Source organism: Nitrospirota bacterium (assembly GCA_015233895.1).
Classification (GTDB): Bacteria; Nitrospirota; Thermodesulfovibrionia; order Thermodesulfovibrionales; family Magnetobacteriaceae; genus Magnetomonas.
In genome coordinates this window covers 17,562-33,386 of record JADFXG010000034.1, presented here as the reverse complement: position 1 = coordinate 33,386, position 15,825 = coordinate 17,562, and the positions used below count along the sequence as shown (strand labels likewise).

10 protein-coding genes are annotated in these 15,825 nt (G+C 44.5%); 5 read left to right on the top strand and 5 right to left on the bottom strand.

Features of this window, described 5'->3' with window-relative positions:
• Nucleotides 1-180: 180 nt before the first annotated feature.
• The 5 genes from HQK88_15260 to HQK88_15240 form a co-directional block, all read right to left on the bottom strand.
• On the bottom strand, nt 181-3,096 hold the full coding sequence (locus tag HQK88_15260) for a tetratricopeptide repeat protein (protein MBF0618159.1): 2,916 nt from the start codon (nt 3,094-3,096) through the stop codon (nt 181-183).
• 251 nt (nt 3,097-3,347) lie between these two features.
• Nucleotides 3,348-4,022 carry a 16S rRNA (guanine(527)-N(7))-methyltransferase RsmG gene (gene rsmG, locus HQK88_15255; protein MBF0618158.1) on the bottom strand — a complete coding sequence of 225 codons (675 nt, stop codon included), beginning with the start codon at nt 4,020-4,022 and terminating at the stop codon, nt 3,348-3,350.
• Nucleotides 3,988-5,874: a tRNA uridine-5-carboxymethylaminomethyl(34) synthesis enzyme MnmG gene (gene mnmG / locus HQK88_15250; GenBank protein ID MBF0618157.1), complete on the bottom strand. Its 1,887-nt coding sequence runs from the start codon at nt 5,872-5,874 to the stop codon at nt 3,988-3,990. The genes rsmG and mnmG overlap by 35 nt, the downstream gene beginning before the upstream one ends.
• Nucleotides 5,875-5,877: 3 nt before the next feature.
• Entirely contained in the window at nt 5,878-6,330 is a 453-nt protein-coding gene (locus tag HQK88_15245; protein ID MBF0618156.1) for a hypothetical protein, read from the bottom strand.
• A 1-nt stretch (nt 6,331) separates the two neighbouring features.
• On the bottom strand, nt 6,332-6,880 hold the full coding sequence (locus HQK88_15240; protein ID MBF0618155.1) for an isochorismatase family protein: 549 nt from the start codon (nt 6,878-6,880) through the stop codon (nt 6,332-6,334).
• A gap of 373 nt (nt 6,881-7,253) precedes the next feature.
• Between HQK88_15240 and HQK88_15235 the strand changes: the two genes are divergently transcribed.
• The 5 genes from HQK88_15235 to HQK88_15215 all read left to right on the top strand — a co-directional run bounded on the left by HQK88_15235 (nt 7,254) and on the right by HQK88_15215 (nt 15,825).
• Nucleotides 7,254-8,759 carry a protein kinase gene (locus HQK88_15235; protein MBF0618154.1) on the top strand — a complete coding sequence of 502 codons (1,506 nt, stop codon included), beginning with the start codon at nt 7,254-7,256 and terminating at the stop codon, nt 8,757-8,759.
• A complete protein-coding gene (locus HQK88_15230) occupies nt 8,756-10,507 on the top strand; it encodes an FHA domain-containing protein (protein ID MBF0618153.1) in 1,752 nt (583 codons plus the stop codon). Before HQK88_15235 ends, HQK88_15230 begins: the two co-directional genes overlap by 4 nt.
• Before the next feature lie 76 nt (nt 10,508-10,583).
• On the top strand, nt 10,584-14,294 hold the full coding sequence (locus HQK88_15225) for a protein kinase (protein MBF0618152.1): 3,711 nt from the start codon (nt 10,584-10,586) through the stop codon (nt 14,292-14,294).
• A 136-nt stretch (nt 14,295-14,430) separates the two neighbouring features.
• Entirely contained in the window at nt 14,431-15,327 is an 897-nt protein-coding gene (locus HQK88_15220; protein MBF0618151.1) for an HDOD domain-containing protein, read from the top strand.
• Between the two features lie 66 nt (nt 15,328-15,393).
• Nucleotides 15,394-15,825, top strand: a complete 432-nt coding sequence (locus HQK88_15215; protein MBF0618150.1) for a hypothetical protein — start codon at nt 15,394-15,396, stop codon at nt 15,823-15,825.

Genomic DNA, 15,825 nt, shown 5'->3' with positions numbered 1-15,825 from the left:
CATTAGCATCCCTATCTGTCATTACGAGAAGCGTAGCGACGTCGTAATCTCCTCTTTAAATTATAGTTTAGATTGCAACTCGGTATAACTCAGATCGATAAAGATTTTTAAGTTCTGATGTTTATGATTGGTATTTTAGGATTCAAGAAATATTCAAAAAGATTTGTTTGGTTAAAAGATTTATGCCTGAGCCTCTGTCAGGAGCCTCTGAGCCTCGTCAACCCCGTGGCATTCCGGTACTGCCCTGTCAAGTAAATCTAAAGTCATTAGCTGTCTTTGTAAAACTCCTTTTGCCGGGCATGTTGCAATAGCTTCTTTATACATTTCAAGTGCTTCCGTTACATTTCCTTTAGATAGAAGCGCAAGCGCCAAAGTATAAAGCTGCGAAAAGCGTTTTGGCGTTTTTTCAAGAATATCCCTGCAAATTGTAATTCCACGGTCTATAAAATCCTGAGCCTCAACTGTCTGTTTCTTTTCAAGTAAAAGTACGCCAAGATAAACCAAACTATGGCATGTATTTACTGGAAAGTCATATTCCAGTGATTCTCTATAATACTTTTCAGCATTCACTAAATTGCCATCATATTGATAAGTATAGGCAATCTGAGTAAGCACCTTCGTAATTATTAAGGGAGTTTCGATTTTCTTTCCGATTTTAAGCGCTTCAAGGCTATATTTAACTGCTGCCTCAGTATCGTTTAAACTAAAATAGGCATTGCCTAGGCAGCCAAGGGTATCTCCTTCATTGCGCCTGTCTCCAATACCTTTGGATATCTCTATTGCTTGTTTATAGTAATCAATTGCTTTACTGATTTCACCCAAAGCAAGATACACGTCACCAAGATTGCCAAGGTCAACTCCTTCACCCTTTCTGTTTCCAATCTCTTTGGCTATCGCCAGAGCCTTCTCGTCGTAATCAATTGCTTTAGTGGTTTCACCCATGTCGTAATAGGCAATACCGAGGTTACCCAACGAGGCACTAATCAGTATTTTGTCGTTATTGTCCATAGCAATTTGAAGCGCCTGTTTTGTAAACTTAATGGACTCGCTCGCACGGCCAATATTCCAGTATGATGAACCAAGACGACCAAAATTCATGCCAACAAGCTCCTTGTTTTGTAATTTCCCGATAAATTGTTGGCGCGACTCAATGACAATTCCATGATACCCCCAGAGCCGTAAGTAGTTAAAGTCTATTATGTTTAACATCCTTGCTGCTGCTTCATAATTTTCGGCACGTATTTGATGATAAATTTCCTGAAGTTGCGGCTCAAGATCGTCAATGGTTTTCCAATCACTTTCCGGCTTTCTGATATTTTCAAAAAACTCTGCCGCTTTTATATGCAGCCCAGCTTTGCTAAACATGGGGGGCTTTCCATTGTTGCCCACAGCGTCTTCATTAGAAGACAGCGTATTTTGTGGAATCATATCGTAAACAAGTTCCCGTACCACGGGGTGCATGTCATAATTGCCGTTGTTGTGAGTTATTAGCCGGTTTCTTTCAAGACGTGTCAGATTTTGTGCTAATTCAACATAACTCATTCCCTGAAGCATGTAACGCAGCGCCTCCTGAGGTGTAGGCTTTGAAAAAATAGATAGAACAGACAAAACAAGCTGTAAGTTGGGATGTAACCGTTTAATCTGCTCCATAATAAGACTCTTTAATCCCTCTTTATGGTCGTGTTTATCAAAATCTAAAAATATACCGTCATTTGCAAGAATATCTTTAAGTTTTATACCAGGAAAATGTTCGGAAAGGTAGCCAATTCCTGATTCAAGGGCTTTGGGAATACGATGGACACGTCTCACAAAGGCTAACAGTATGCTTTTATCCTCATCTCTAAGGCCGTACTCAGCCCCTTCTTTTCTGAGATACTCAACAGCCTTTTCCTCCGGCAACCCTTCACTTAAATCTATCTTTTCTACTAAGCGGTCTCCCTTAAATTTTGGCAACACACGACTCGTAATTATTATTCTGATGGTGTGATCAATTGATACGGCTGTTTCCAAAAACTCCCTAAGCTCTGCGTCTTTTATAGTATCATCGGCGTCAAGCAGGTCTTCAAAATTATCCAGGACTATCCAGACATTGCCGATGATACTAAGTTCTTTAAAAAAGTATTCCAGTCTTTTTGCGTTTGATATTTCCCTGTTTTTATAAACGTTAAAAAATGCCTCTACTGTTCCTGCAATCTTTCCGGCCTCGGTAAATACAGTACCCATATTGACGTCACCGGCAATACTACACCTTAGATATAATATCCCTTGGATGTCTTTGTTTGTTATAGTCGTTTTGGGGGCGATTTCTCTGAGAACCTTTGTGGTTAGCTCCGTTTTGCCATACCCACCCGGGGCTATGATAACCACAAGCCGTTTATCTGTGTAATTAAGACAGTGGAGGAGTGTTTCTTGCTCAGTTTCACGTCCTACAAATGTACCCCTGAGTTTGGGAAGCGGTACAGGAATAGGTTCACACCACGTTTGTAGCTGTCTATTAGAGCTTTGCCACATTTTTTCTTTACTTGCAACTAAGACATCCTCTATGGCAGCTTTCTTTTCGGGGGTATCGGCAACGCCCAGATTTGCAAACTGGTCGCTCATGCCTTTTCCTATTTGAAGTCTGATTATTTTTTTTTGATGTCCTGCAACAGCAGCCATAACCTCCTGAGCAAGATCATGGCAACCTGTAAACCATGCAACTGTCTTTTTCCCTTTAAGTTCGTCTTTAAGCTTATTAAGCCATCTTTTATCATTGTCAATAGCACAGTATTGATTAGGCCAGTCAACTTCATCTTTAAGTAAAAAATTGAAAGTCGGTTTATTTAACTCCACAGCCTTTCTGTATTCAAGCTCTGTAATTGATTGAGTGTAATCATCGGGAATAAATCCATAACGCCGGGCAAATATCCCGACATATATATCACATTTAGCAACATCAGCAAGGCATACATCTACAGGGCGGTCATCTTTCGCATAGTAATCCTCCATGTTTACATGTTGGGCTTCTATCTTACGTAGTGCTTTCATAACGGCATCCCTGTAGTCTTTCAGGTCTTCATACGTAGAAGAAATATATACTTTTACATCCTCTCCCAAGTTCCCAAGGTCTCCTGTCTTTTATGACATATAGAAACTTACTTAGTGTATGGGAGATTTTAACATATTTTATCTGATTAATAAATAGAAGAAAGCTGGCTGTTAGGATGAAACGATTGATATAAAAGGTATTTATAGGTAATAAAAAAAGATATAATCCGCAGATGGACGCAGATGAAAAAACAATCTGTGAAAATCTGCGTAATCTGCGGATAAAAATCCTTTAAAAACAAATTGTTCTGGAAAGTTTCTTAGGATGAGCTCAATCCGGCTGGTTTTACTACCAGAATAAATCTCTCTGTCTCGGTGAGTGGAATATTACTGTGAATTATATCAATTTTGTAATCATCGGTATTTTTTTGAATCTCACTTTCATATCCTTTCCCTTTTCCCAGTACAAGGCAGCCGTGAGTACCTATGAGTGGTGAGGCAAGCCGGGTAAAATCCGCAAAACTTAATGCCGCTCTCACAACAACGCAGTCATAGCGAGGGGTGTTCTCAGCAATTCCAACGTCCTCAAGTCTGCCTTCATACACATCTGTGTCAGGGAGTTTTAAAATATGTATCATATGTCTCAGGAACACTACCCGCTTTTTTCTCGGCTCCATGAGTGTAACCACAAGTTCGGGGCGTACTATTTTTATTGGAATCCCGGGAAACCCCGCACCGGAGCCAACGTCAAGCAAAGTTTTTGCTTCATCGGGAATTCCTTTAAGAAAGAGCAGTGAGTCAAGAAAATGCTTTGTAACGATCTCTGTATCCTCTGTTATAGCAGTAAGGTTGTGAGTCTTTGACCACTTTTTAAGCTCCTGCAGAAATGTCATAAAGGATTCAACAATACTTGCAGACGGCTCTATAGACAGCGCCCTCAGGCCCTCAGTCAGAGCCGCTTCAGCGTTGGTTTTCTGTTCTTTTTCTTTTTTCAAGGTATGCTAAAATCATGGAAATTGAGGATGGGGTCACTCCGGGTATTCTCTGCGCTTGCCCAACTGTCTCCGGCCTTACTTCAAGAAGTTTCATAAGTGATTCGGTTGAAAGCCCTCCGATTTCCTTATAATTAAAATCATCCGGAATTCGCTTATTCTGAAGTCTCTTCATTTTCTCAACAAGCGCCTCCTGCTGTTTTATGTATCCCTCGTATTTTATTTCGGCCTCAACAAGAAGTTTTAAATCAGGTGGTAACTCCACATCGGGCGCACTAACGCTTTCAAGCATTTCATAATCAACACCAGGCCTTTTCAGTAACTGCTCAAGCGTTGAGGGCTCAGTTAGCGGAGACATTCCTCTTTCTATAAGGGATGTGTTTATCTCATCAGGCTTAAGACGTTGAGTTTTAAACCTCTGCATTTCGGCATTAAAGCTATTTAGTTTATTTTTGAACTCCTCGTACCTGCTCTCATCAACAAGCCCTGCGGCATAGCCTTTTTCTTTCAACCGGAGTTCTGCGTTGTCGTTCCTTAGTAATAACCTGTACTCCGCCCGTGAGGTAAACATCCGGTAGGGCTCGGTGATTCCTAAAGTGACAAGGTCATCAATCATGACCCCGATATAGGCCTCATGGCGCTGAAGCTCAAGCGGCGGCGTTCCCTTTATTTTTAATGCAGCATTCATACCGGCAATAAGACCCTGGGCTGCCGCCTCCTCATACCCTGAGGTGCCGTTTATCTGGCCTGCCAGATAGAGCCCCTCTATGCCTTTAACCTCAAGCGTGTGCCTAAGACAAGCCGGATACACAAAGTCATACTCCACAGCATAACCGGGACGCATGAGCTCTGCCCCCTCAAGCCCTGCAATGCTATGTACCAGCTCAATTTGCACGTCAAGCGGCAAACTTGTTGAAATCCCGTTAGCATAGTACTCGGAGGTGTTCAGGCCATCTGGCTCCAGAAACACCTGATGCCGCAGACGCTCTGAAAACCTCACCACCTTGTCCTCTATCGAGGGACAGTACCGGGGGCCCTTGCCACTTATCTTTCCACTGTAGAGCGGAGAGCGGTCAAGCGATTTATGTATTATCCCGTGGGTTTTTTCGTTAGTGTAGGTAATATAGCAGGGCAGTTGAGGATTCAGTATTGCCTTTGTCGAAAAGGAAAACGGCACCGGAGGATTGTCTCCCCACTGAGGCTCGGCTTTATTGAAATCTATGGTTTTAGCGTCTAATCTGGGAGGGGTGCCGGTTTTAAGCCTGCCTATTTTAAGGCCCAGCTCACTTAATGACTCAGAGAGCCCCACTGATGGAAACTCCCACGCTCTTCCTGCTGAAAAACTCTGAAGCCCAATGTGAATTAATCCGTTTAGGAATGTACCAGTTGTTACTATAACAGCCTTGCTATGGTACACAGTGCCGAGAGAGGTAACAACGCCGGTTATCCGGTTTCTCGACTTATCAAAAGTGAGAGAGGTAACGGTGCCTTGTTTGATGTCAAGATTCTTTGTTTCCTCAAGCACCCGTTTTATATAAACTCTGTAGAGCACCCTGTCAGCCTGAGCCCGCAAAGACCATACGGCAGGCCCTTTAGAGCGGTTAAGCAATCGAAACTGAATACCGGCAAAATCGGCAGCCTGTGCCATCACGCCTCCGAGGGCATCAATCTCTCTTACAATATGGCCCTTAGCAAGTCCTCCGATTGCAGGATTACAGGAAAGCTGCCCTATTGTGTCAAGATTCATAGTGAAAAGACATGTGGAAAGCCCCATCTTTGCTGCGGCAAGGGCGGCCTCAGTTCCGGCATGCCCACCCCCTGTAACTATACAATCGTAAGACTTAACGGCAGACACGGGCTACTTTTTCTTTTTCTTTGTGAAATCCACCCGAAGTACGTTATCGAAAGCAGCCTGCTGCTGTGTTTCATCAGTGCCAGTTGTAACGTTTTCTTTGGGAGTGTTTATATCCTCCCTCTGGTACATGGAGACAAACTGCACCTGAACCTCGGGTGAGTATATGGCAAGTATATGCTCTGAGGGGATGCTGCAGGCCTCTGGTTTGCCGTCAAACTGTAACACCGCCTCAATCAGTCCATCAGGGCCCCATGTAAAATCCATTCTCTGGTTAAACACAAGCACCAGTCCGTTGTGCTTTTCTGTTTCCAGAAACCCCCTGTCCCCTATTATCACATCCTGAGCATACTTCACAATTACAAACACACGCCCCACGATATTTAAAATATCGTAAAACACCCGGCTCTTAAGTCCATCCACGTCTTTTGAAAAATCCACCGCTACTCCATTACCCATCCTATTTTATCCTCTTTGATATGGCTTTAAAGTTGTCAGTCCCAGCCTGTTTTAGTATTTGAAAAATTGCCGTCTCAGCCGTCGTTATCACAGCTCCGGCATCGTACATAAATCGCAACCCCACCTCTTTATTGTACCCCCGCCTTGATGAAACACAATCACTCACCACATGAACTACATACCCCTTAGCCAATAAATCCAAAGCGGTCTGAAGAACACAAACATGTGTCTCTATTCCACATAGCAGCACCTTTGGTTTTTTGTGAAGCTTTTCCTCGCAGAAATTCTTTATGCCGCAGGCGCTAAATGTCATCTTTTCACAGATTTCAATTCCCTTGAGGGCATCCTTCAGCTCTTTTATGGTGGAACCTATGCCTTTAGGGTACTGTTCGGTTACTACTATTGGCATACTGTGGAGTTTTGCCGTCTCAACAAGGTTTAAGGTGTTAGCTGTCAGTGCCTCTTTGTCTTCAACAGCAGCCACTAACTTTTCCTGTATATCCACAATCAGTAAAACTGTGTCATCAGGATTTATAGTAAATATATTCATAGTCTGTTAATTTACACAATTACTGGTATTTTACTCAACATAAAAAAACTTTTGATTTTTTTCATATTTTATCCCGTACACCTGCATTATATTACCACAAAGCTGTCAAAAAAGGAATTATGATAAGGGAATTTAAGTGATAAATAAACATTAAACTATTTTTTTGTTGAAACACTGCAACCTGCCAATATTGACATAAACAGTGTGACTTTGCTATAGTCTGACGTGGTGAAATGAAAGCGCTATCTCTGGCAACCGCTGACTGCTGAAGGGGTATTCATGGAGAAGCGCACAATTAAAAAACGGCAGCAGGGGTTAATTAACCGGGTTAGCGTCAGCAATTTTATTAATTAATAATCATACGGAGGGCGTTTTGCCGGCAAAAGTCGTCCTTGAGGTTACGGAGGGTAAGCTCAAAGGTAAAAAATATAAATTTTTGGAGCGTACCACCTGCATAATTGGCAGGGGTGTTGACTGCAGCCCCCGCCTTCCCGATGATGATGAACACCGCACAATTTCCCGCCACCACTGTCTTTTGGATATAAACCCACCCGGCATAAGAATCAAAGACTTCGGCAGCTTAAACGGCACCTATGTCAATGGCATGAAGATTGGCCAACGCCAGAAAACTCAGGACATTAACGAAATATCTCAGCTGGAGTTTCCCGAATACGATCTGAAAAAAGGGGATGAAATTAAACTCGGTTCGACTGTTTTTAAAGTCAAAACGTATGAATCCCCAACATGTTCAGTATGCGGGTCTGATTTACCCTTTGATAATATTGCTGAGTACAAAACCAAGGACGGTAGTTATATCTGTAAGACCTGCACTGAAAATAAAACTCAAAAGGATACTGTTACCCCATTGGCCAAATGCACCGGCTGTGGAAAAACCCTCAGTAAAGACAGTGTTGAACAGTCCTCAGGGCTTTGCACCGTCTGCCGTGACGATCCCATGCAGGTAGTGAAATCCCTTGTGCCGGCAGAGGAAAAAGACAAAGATACACTTGAAATCCACGGATATAAAATATTAAAAGAAATCGGAAAGGGCGGCATGGGCGCCGTCTATCTTGCCAAACATATAGAGACCGGCAGAGATGTTGCTCTAAAGGTGATGCTCTCAGAGGTTGCCGTCAATGAGCGCTCCAAGGAGATGTTTCTTCGGGAGGTGGAAAACACCAAACACTTAAAACACCCAAACGTCGTGCAACTGCTTGACTACGGTAACTCACGCGGCACCTTTTACTTCACCCTTGAGTACTGCGAGGGGGGCAGTATAGATAAAATAATGATGGCACAGGGTGGACGGCTAAGTGTCGAGGAGGCCACCAATATGATACTGCAATCTCTTGACGGGCTGCACTATGCCCATACACTTGAAATTCCTAACGTCAAACTGGCTGACGCCTCTATTGTAACACTAAAGGGATTAATTCACAGAGATATAAAACCTACTAACATATTCTTAACAGAAGCCTCTGGAACAAGATTAACAAAAATAGCAGATTTTGGATTGGGTAAAGCATTTGATGCTGCAGGTTTAAGCGGTTACACCCGCACCGGAGCATCTGCCGGCACCCCTGTTTTTATGTCCAGACAGCAGGTGATAAATTTCAAGTACTCAAAACCGGAGGCAGATGTCTGGGCTATGGCAGCCACATTTTATTACATGCTTACCGGGCGTTTTCCCAGAGATTTCCCAAAAGGCAAAGACCCATGGTACATAGTGCTTCAGAGCAAACCGGTACCCATACTGAAGAGGAATCCCAACATACCTAAGAAGCTGGCCGAGGTGATTGATGAGGCACTTATAGACCAGCCTGAAATTAAAATCAAAACCGCTCTTGATTTTAAGCGAGCGCTGGAGGGTGCATTATGAATAAAGCGATAACATTCGCAGGCTTAACCGACAAGGGGCTGGTTCGCCAAAGAAATGAGGACAACCTGTCCATGAACCCGGAACACGGCATGTTTATTGTATCCGATGGTATGGGAGGACATGCCGCAGGGGATCTTGCCAGCAAAGAAGTCGTTGAAAACCTGCCCGGCCTTTTAATTAAATATATGCACCACATCGTTAGCCTCAGAGGCCCGGACGCTATCGAGACAATTTCCTCAGCCCTCACCGAGCTTAATGAACACGTACGGCTTATAAGTAAATCCAAACCGGGGCTTTCCGGCATGGGCGCCACGGTTGTTTTATTGCTAATAAGAAACCGGGAGGCCATTGTTGCCCACATGGGAGACAGCAGAGCATATCTGCTAAGACACGGCTCCCTCACTCAGCTTACCATGGACCACTCTGTCATACAGGTGTTGATAAACTCCGGAGAAATCAGCCAGGAGGATATTCAAAGCCATCCGGCCAGAGGAAAAATCACACGTTGTATAGGTATGACAGGTGATGCGCTGCCCGAAACCAAATTTATGGTGCCACAGCCCGGTGACAGGTTTTTGCTTTGTAGCGACGGACTGACCGGAATGGTCAGCGACAATGATATAAGGAAAACACTGATGGACTTCGCTGAGCCGGAAAAAGCCTGTGCCTCACTGATTAAAGCAGCTATCGAGGGCGGCGGCATTGACAATATCACCGTGATTATAGCTGACTACCTCTCTGATAGCAACACTGACAGCGACATTACTCCCGTAACCATCTCTGACACCGAAAAGTACGGCTCAGGTGAAAAAGACACCTCAGAGACCACGGATTTTGCTGCTTTGGTTGTAAATCTGGATAAAACTCCGCCGCAGTTTAGCTTACCTGTGACTGCGCCGTCTTTTACGATAGGAAGGTCTTCTAACAATAACCTGTGTTTGAAGGTGGATAAGACCATATCAAGGAACCACTGTGTTGTCAGGGTGGAGGGGGGTGAGTTGATTTTAGAGGATCTGGGCAGCCGAAACGGCACATACCTAAACGGCAAACGTATAAAGGGAGCAGTGAGCCTGCCTCTGCCCTCGTGGTTTGCTGTTGGACGCACAAGGATTGGTATAATTCCACCCGGTGCCGAAAATCAGGCTGATGACCTCCTCGATGAGGCTTACAGCTCCGAGGGCAGCATACTGATTCCACCCAGTGAGTTTTTTGAAGAGCGCACGGAGGCACTTTTAGTTGTTGACATAGTAGGGTCAACCAGAATTGTAAAACTGGGTGAAACTCACCTTGTCAAAGTCATATCGGCTCTAGGCCAGTTGCTTGAAAAATCACTTCAGAATGAAAAACACGCCTTTCTTAAATGCACCGGGGATGGGTTTTTCGCTATTTTTAGCTCAGCTGACGCAGCGCTGAGCGCAGCTTTAAAACTCTCTCCTGGAATACTGCGCCACATTAAGATTCCGGTTCAAATATCCATAGCCCTGCACTGGGGTTCAGTTCGGCTCACTGCAGAGGGAGAACGCACAGGACGAAACGCACACGCTGTCTTTTCCCTTGAAGACCTCAGACACAGAGAGCCAAAGGTAAATGAACGGCTGACCGCCCATCACAAAGAATTCATACTTATGACCGACTCCTTCTGGAGTAACCTTAACCCCACTTCACAACTTAAAGCTCTGCCCATAGGCTCTTATACGCTTAAAGGCCTTGATAAGGAGGAGCGGATTTACTACTGGAAAACTCAGTGAGCCATCCGGATATGATTATCATTTTACATCATACTGATACCATTAAAAAACATTTTATGAAAAAGAGTATAAAAATATGCCTATCATAACGGCTTGCCCGACTTGCGGATCGAAATATAGTGTGTCGTCATCTTTGACTGGCAAAAATGCTAAGTGTAAAAAATGCGGCAGCACGTTTAAAATAGAAAAATACCGGACTGAGCAGTCCTCTGCATCTATGCAGACCATGGAAAAGGGCTCCGGCTGTTCGTGGAACGTTGGGGACGTCATTTTAGACCTCTACGAGGTGTCAGGGCTTTTGGGTGAGGGCGGAATGGGCAAGGTATATAAGGTTAAGCATAAGGGCTGGAATGTTGACCTTGCCGTGAAATGTCCAAAGTCGGCGGAGCTGGCAAGAGCGGGGGGGTCAGAGAATTTCGAGCGGGAGGCTGAGACGTGGGTTAATCTGGGACTCCATCCGCACATAGTCAGCTGCTACTACGTAAGGGAGGTGGATGAGGTCCCAATGGTTTTTGCCGAGTACGTGGATGGCGGGAGTTTAAACGACTGGATTCATGACGGCAAGTTAAACACACTGGATGCTATCCTTGATGCTTCGATACAGTTTGCCTGGGGGCTTCACTATGCCCACGAAAAAGGGCTTATTCACCAGGATGTAAAGCCGGCTAATGTTATGATGACCTCAGAGGGTATAGCCAAAGTGACTGACTTTGGGCTTGCCAAAGCTGTGGGAATGTCATACGGCCAGGATAGTTTTGAAGACTATGGCTTAAATAAATTAGTAACTCCGGGAGGGATGACGCCGGCTTTTTGTTCTCCTGAGCAGGCTAATCAGGAAAAACTCTCTCTTAAAACAGATATCTGGTCATGGGCGGTGTCAGTGCTTGTGATGTTTACGGGGGAGGTGACCTGGCCCTCGGGCACGGTGGCCGGGGAGGCTCTTAAGTGGTATCATGAGAGTGTGGCTGATGGACTAAGTAATAAGAGTTTGCCCGCTATGCCTGATGAATTAGCTGAACTCCTTGCCAGATGCTTTAATGAAAACCCGATAGAACGGCCGGATAGTATGTCTGATGTGGCTTCTGAACTCATAAAAATATATGAAAAGTTAACCGGCAAAAATTATGCCCGTACGGCTCCTGAGGTCAGTATGGCAACAGCCGACAGCCTAAATAACAGAGCGGTGTCTCTCCTTGACCTTGGCAGAGAGGAGGAGGCAGAAAGGCTCTGGACAGAGGCGCTTCGGATTCAGCCCCATCATCCGGAATCCAGCTTTAACCTCGGACTGACGCAGTGGCGGGGAGCAAGTATGACCGATAACGCACTTGTCAGGTTGTTGGAGGAGGTTCAGCGCTCACACCCGGAAAACCCTATCGTGAAATACCTGGCAGGTCTTGTGCACCTTGAAAGGGACGACTGCGCACTTGCCTTAAAGTACCTTAATGATATAGATCCAACTATAACGCACCTTGAAGACATAAGATATGCAATAGTGTATGCCGAATCTCAAAAAGGGCGGTCAAAGGGCTGCCTGAAAACCTTTACAGGCCATGATGAACCTGTAACCGCCGTTGGCTTAAGCGCTGACGGCAGGATAGCCGTATCGGGCAGTCTTGATAAAACGCTGCGCCTTTGGGATACAGAAACAGGAACATGTCTGAAAACTTTTACAGGACACGCAGACGGCATCCTTTCGGCCTATATGCTACCCGATGCAACTCTTATAATCTCCGGCAGCCTGGACAAAACCGTACGAGTGTGGGATGTTAAAAGCGGTTACTGTTTTCAAACATTTAAAGGCCACATGGAGGGAGTCACCTCGGTGTTTATAGAGCCGGGCGGACGCAACCCCTTATCCGGCAGCTCGGATGAAACAATAAAACTATGGGATACAAGCACGGGCACGTATCTGAGATCTTTTGTCGGACACAAAGGGGACGTAACCTCAGTTTATCTGACAAAGGATGGAAAGCTTGTGGTTTCAGCGTGCAAAGACGGCACAATACGCCTGTGGGAGGTTGCCAGCCTGAGATGTCTGCACACGTTTAAGGGGCATAACGGTGCTGTTAATTTTATGTCAGTAAGTAAAAACGGCCAGACAATGGCCTCAGCCGGAGCCGACAAGACTGTGAAACTATGGGACTTAACCACTCGTATATACAGTAAAACCATGTACGGTCATGGTGAGGCGGTAAGCGGAGTTTTTGTGGATTCAGCCGGTAAGACGTTGGTCTCGGTAAGCCATGATAAGACAATGATACAGTGGGCGGTTGACTCTGGCAGATGTATGCGTACCTTTGAAGGACACACGGAGCCAGTTAACGCAGTGGCTCTTTCAGAGGATGGCAGATTTGCCGCAACCTGCGGCAACGATAAACTGGTAAAATTCTGGGAGGTCTCCTCTAACAGGGAGTCTTTCCGTGCCCCTATGATGCTCTCTCAGGTGCTAAAGAGCGAGGCGGCATTTTCAGCCATGGCAGCCTACTCGCAGGAGCTTACGGAGGCAAAGAAACGTTTTACGGAGGGCAATTTTAAGAAAGCAGCGTCTCACATAAGAAAAGCACGCTCACAGCGTGGGTTTAGCCGTGACATCGAGGCTCTGACTCTGTGGATGAAGCTGTATTTACGTTTCCCCCGCCACACATTTGTGGGCGGCTGGGAGGGTACCACGTTTAAAGGACACAGCGGTGCTGTTACATCAATTTCGGCTGACAGCCACAGCAAACTTCTGCTTACCGGCAGCATAGATAAAACCATTCGGCTTTGGGATATAGAAAGCGGCGATTTAATTAACACATTTAAGGGATTCCCTGCCGGCATAACCAGTGTACATCTGAGCGAGGACGGTTTGTATGCAGTGGCAGGCACAATGGATAAAACCATAAGCTTCTGGGACATAAAAAAAGGTAAACAGATGAGAGCCCTTAAAGGACACGAGGGAGTGGTACGCAGTGTATGTCTGAGTAACGATCACCATTTGGCAGTTACCTCAGGGGACGATAAAACCGTAAAGGTTTGGGATATCACCACAGGGCGGCTTATTAGAACATACGACGGCCATCCTGACCCTGTAATGGCTGTTTCTTTAAACGCTGATAACCGGTTTTTTATAACAGGCTGTGCTGATGGAAAACTTAAAATGTGGGAGATGACAACGGCTAACTTTTTAGGAATTCTTGCCACTTATGAGGGACACACCGATGTAATAAACACGGTAGCGTTAAGTTTAGACGGAAAACTTGCAGTAACCGGCAGCGAGGACATGAGTATAAGAGTGTGGGATCTGTCTTTGGGAAAATGTGTAAAAACTCTTGAGGGACACACGGCAGGCGTTACCACAGTAAGCATAAGCTCAGATAACAAGTTCTTACTTTCCGGCAGTAACGACAATGCAGTACGGCTTTGGGATATCAGGTCGGAAAGCTGCGTGCGAGTGTTTAAGGGGCATCAGTTAGGGATAAACTCGGTATTGTTGAGCCGTCATGGCAGACATGCTTTTTCGGCAGGTGACGACGGAGAGATAAAGCTATGGACGCTTGACTGGGAAATAGATGATACAAAAGAGGGCCGGTATGATGACTCGGCAGCCGGATACCTGGAGCTGTTTCTTGCCTCCTTTGTGCCTTATGTCTCAGGGAGCCTTGCCCGCAGGGGAAAACCAGACTGGAAAGACAAAGACCTTGAAGAGCTGTTCTATAAACTTGGCTGTGTCGGTTATGGCTGGATTTCCCATGATGTTATAAAAAAAGAATTGAAAATAATTGAAAGTAAAAAGTTTTCAAAATAAGTCTGGAATTTACAGCAAATTAAACTAATTATAAAGAGTTTTTTAAAAAAATTTGAAAAAACTCTGCTGTTTTTGATATACTCATTTCCGAACTCTGGGTTGTGGTTGCGCTGTAGCCCAAAAAGAACAGGCTTATATGCAAAAGAAAATTTTAGCATACATAGAAAAGATTCCGGCACTGTCGCCTACTATCGCAAAGATTGTGTCTCTTACTAATAATGACAGCTCCTCTGCAGCAGACCTTGTTCAGGTGGTAAAACTCGATCCAACCCTTACCACAAAGGTGTTAAATTTAATTAACTCCGCCTACTTTGGCATCCAGCAGAAGGTGACATCCATAAACCGTGCCATTATCCTTCTTGGCATGAATACCATCAAGAATCTTGCATTAAGCGCCGAGGTGCTTTCCTCGTTTAATCCCTCACACGGCCCTTCTTTTAACGTGGACAGATTCTGGGAACACAGCCTTGCCACTGCTGTCGCTTGTAAACTGCTGTCAACTGTCGTAGTTACAGACCCTGTTAAACGGGAGGAGTTTTTCATTGCAGGGCTAATTCACGACATTGGAAAGATTTTTTTAATAAAACATTTTCCACGGGATTATTTCCATATTGCTAAAAAAACAACTGAATTTGAAAAATTAATAGTTAAAGAAAAAAAATTCTTTTCCATGGACCATGCAGAAATTGGAGCATTGATTGCAGAGAAGTGGGCTCTGTTGCCTGATCTGGTCAAATCTATCCGATACCATCACAACAAATCGGGCGGCAATGAAAAATCGCCAATGGTGCCCGTCGTTTACATCGCCAACTACTACTGTAAAATTAATGGCTATGACGACGACATAGCGGCTGCGCTTAAGGAGCCTCTTACCGATACGGATTGGAAGCGCCTTGGTTTGACCCCTCAGAAAGGTCTCGAAATTTTAGAGACCCTCTCTGTTAAGGTTGACGAGGCGAAGGCTTTCCTGCAAGTAAGAAATGTTACCGCTGATGAAACAACAAAAACAATGAAAGCTGATGAGAACGGTTAAGCTTACCGTTTCAAGTAAAAATACGCAGGCTATTAATTTGATTATAAATTATAAGGAGTTATTAAAATGAAAAAAATACTTGTGCTGTCAATAATATCTTTATTCTTAACTATGGCTTGTTCTAAAAAAACTATAAAACCTGTGTCTAATGAATCACAAACTGCACAGAGTGTTATAGAGACGATATACTTGCTGAAAACAGCCTATGCCCAAAAAGATGAGGCTGCCATGAGAAGATACACAACCGATGAGGGCTTCTCTTCTAATTTCAAAGCGTCAGCAACAGACTTCTCATCAGCCGATTTATCTTTTACACCTAAGTGGGTGGATATTAAAGCCAACACTATTCAGGTGCAAATGTCATGGACTGGCAAGTGGGTATATCATGGGAATAACATAGACGAAAACGGGGTTGCAGACTTTGTTGTTACCGGACCTCCTTACAGAGTGGATAAGATTTTAAAAGATAACCCGTTTACAGTTCTGACAATCAAGTAG

Bases quoted from the DNA above. Each gene is read 5' to 3' on its own strand.
- HQK88_15240 (MBF0618155.1), bottom strand. From the start codon at position 6,880: ATGAATATATTTACTATAAATCCTGATGACACAGTTTTACTGATTGTG.
- HQK88_15220 (MBF0618151.1), top strand. From the start codon at position 14,431: ATGCAAAAGAAAATTTTAGCATACATAGAAAAGATTCCGGCACTGTCG.
- HQK88_15230 (MBF0618153.1), top strand. From the start codon at position 8,756: ATGAATAAAGCGATAACATTCGCAGGCTTAACCGACAAGGGGCTGGTT.
- HQK88_15225 (MBF0618152.1), top strand. From the start codon at position 10,584: ATGCCTATCATAACGGCTTGCCCGACTTGCGGATCGAAATATAGTGTG.
- HQK88_15215 (MBF0618150.1), top strand. From the start codon at position 15,394: ATGAAAAAAATACTTGTGCTGTCAATAATATCTTTATTCTTAACTATG.
- HQK88_15245 (MBF0618156.1), bottom strand. From the start codon at position 6,330: ATGGGTAATGGAGTAGCGGTGGATTTTTCAAAAGACGTGGATGGACTT.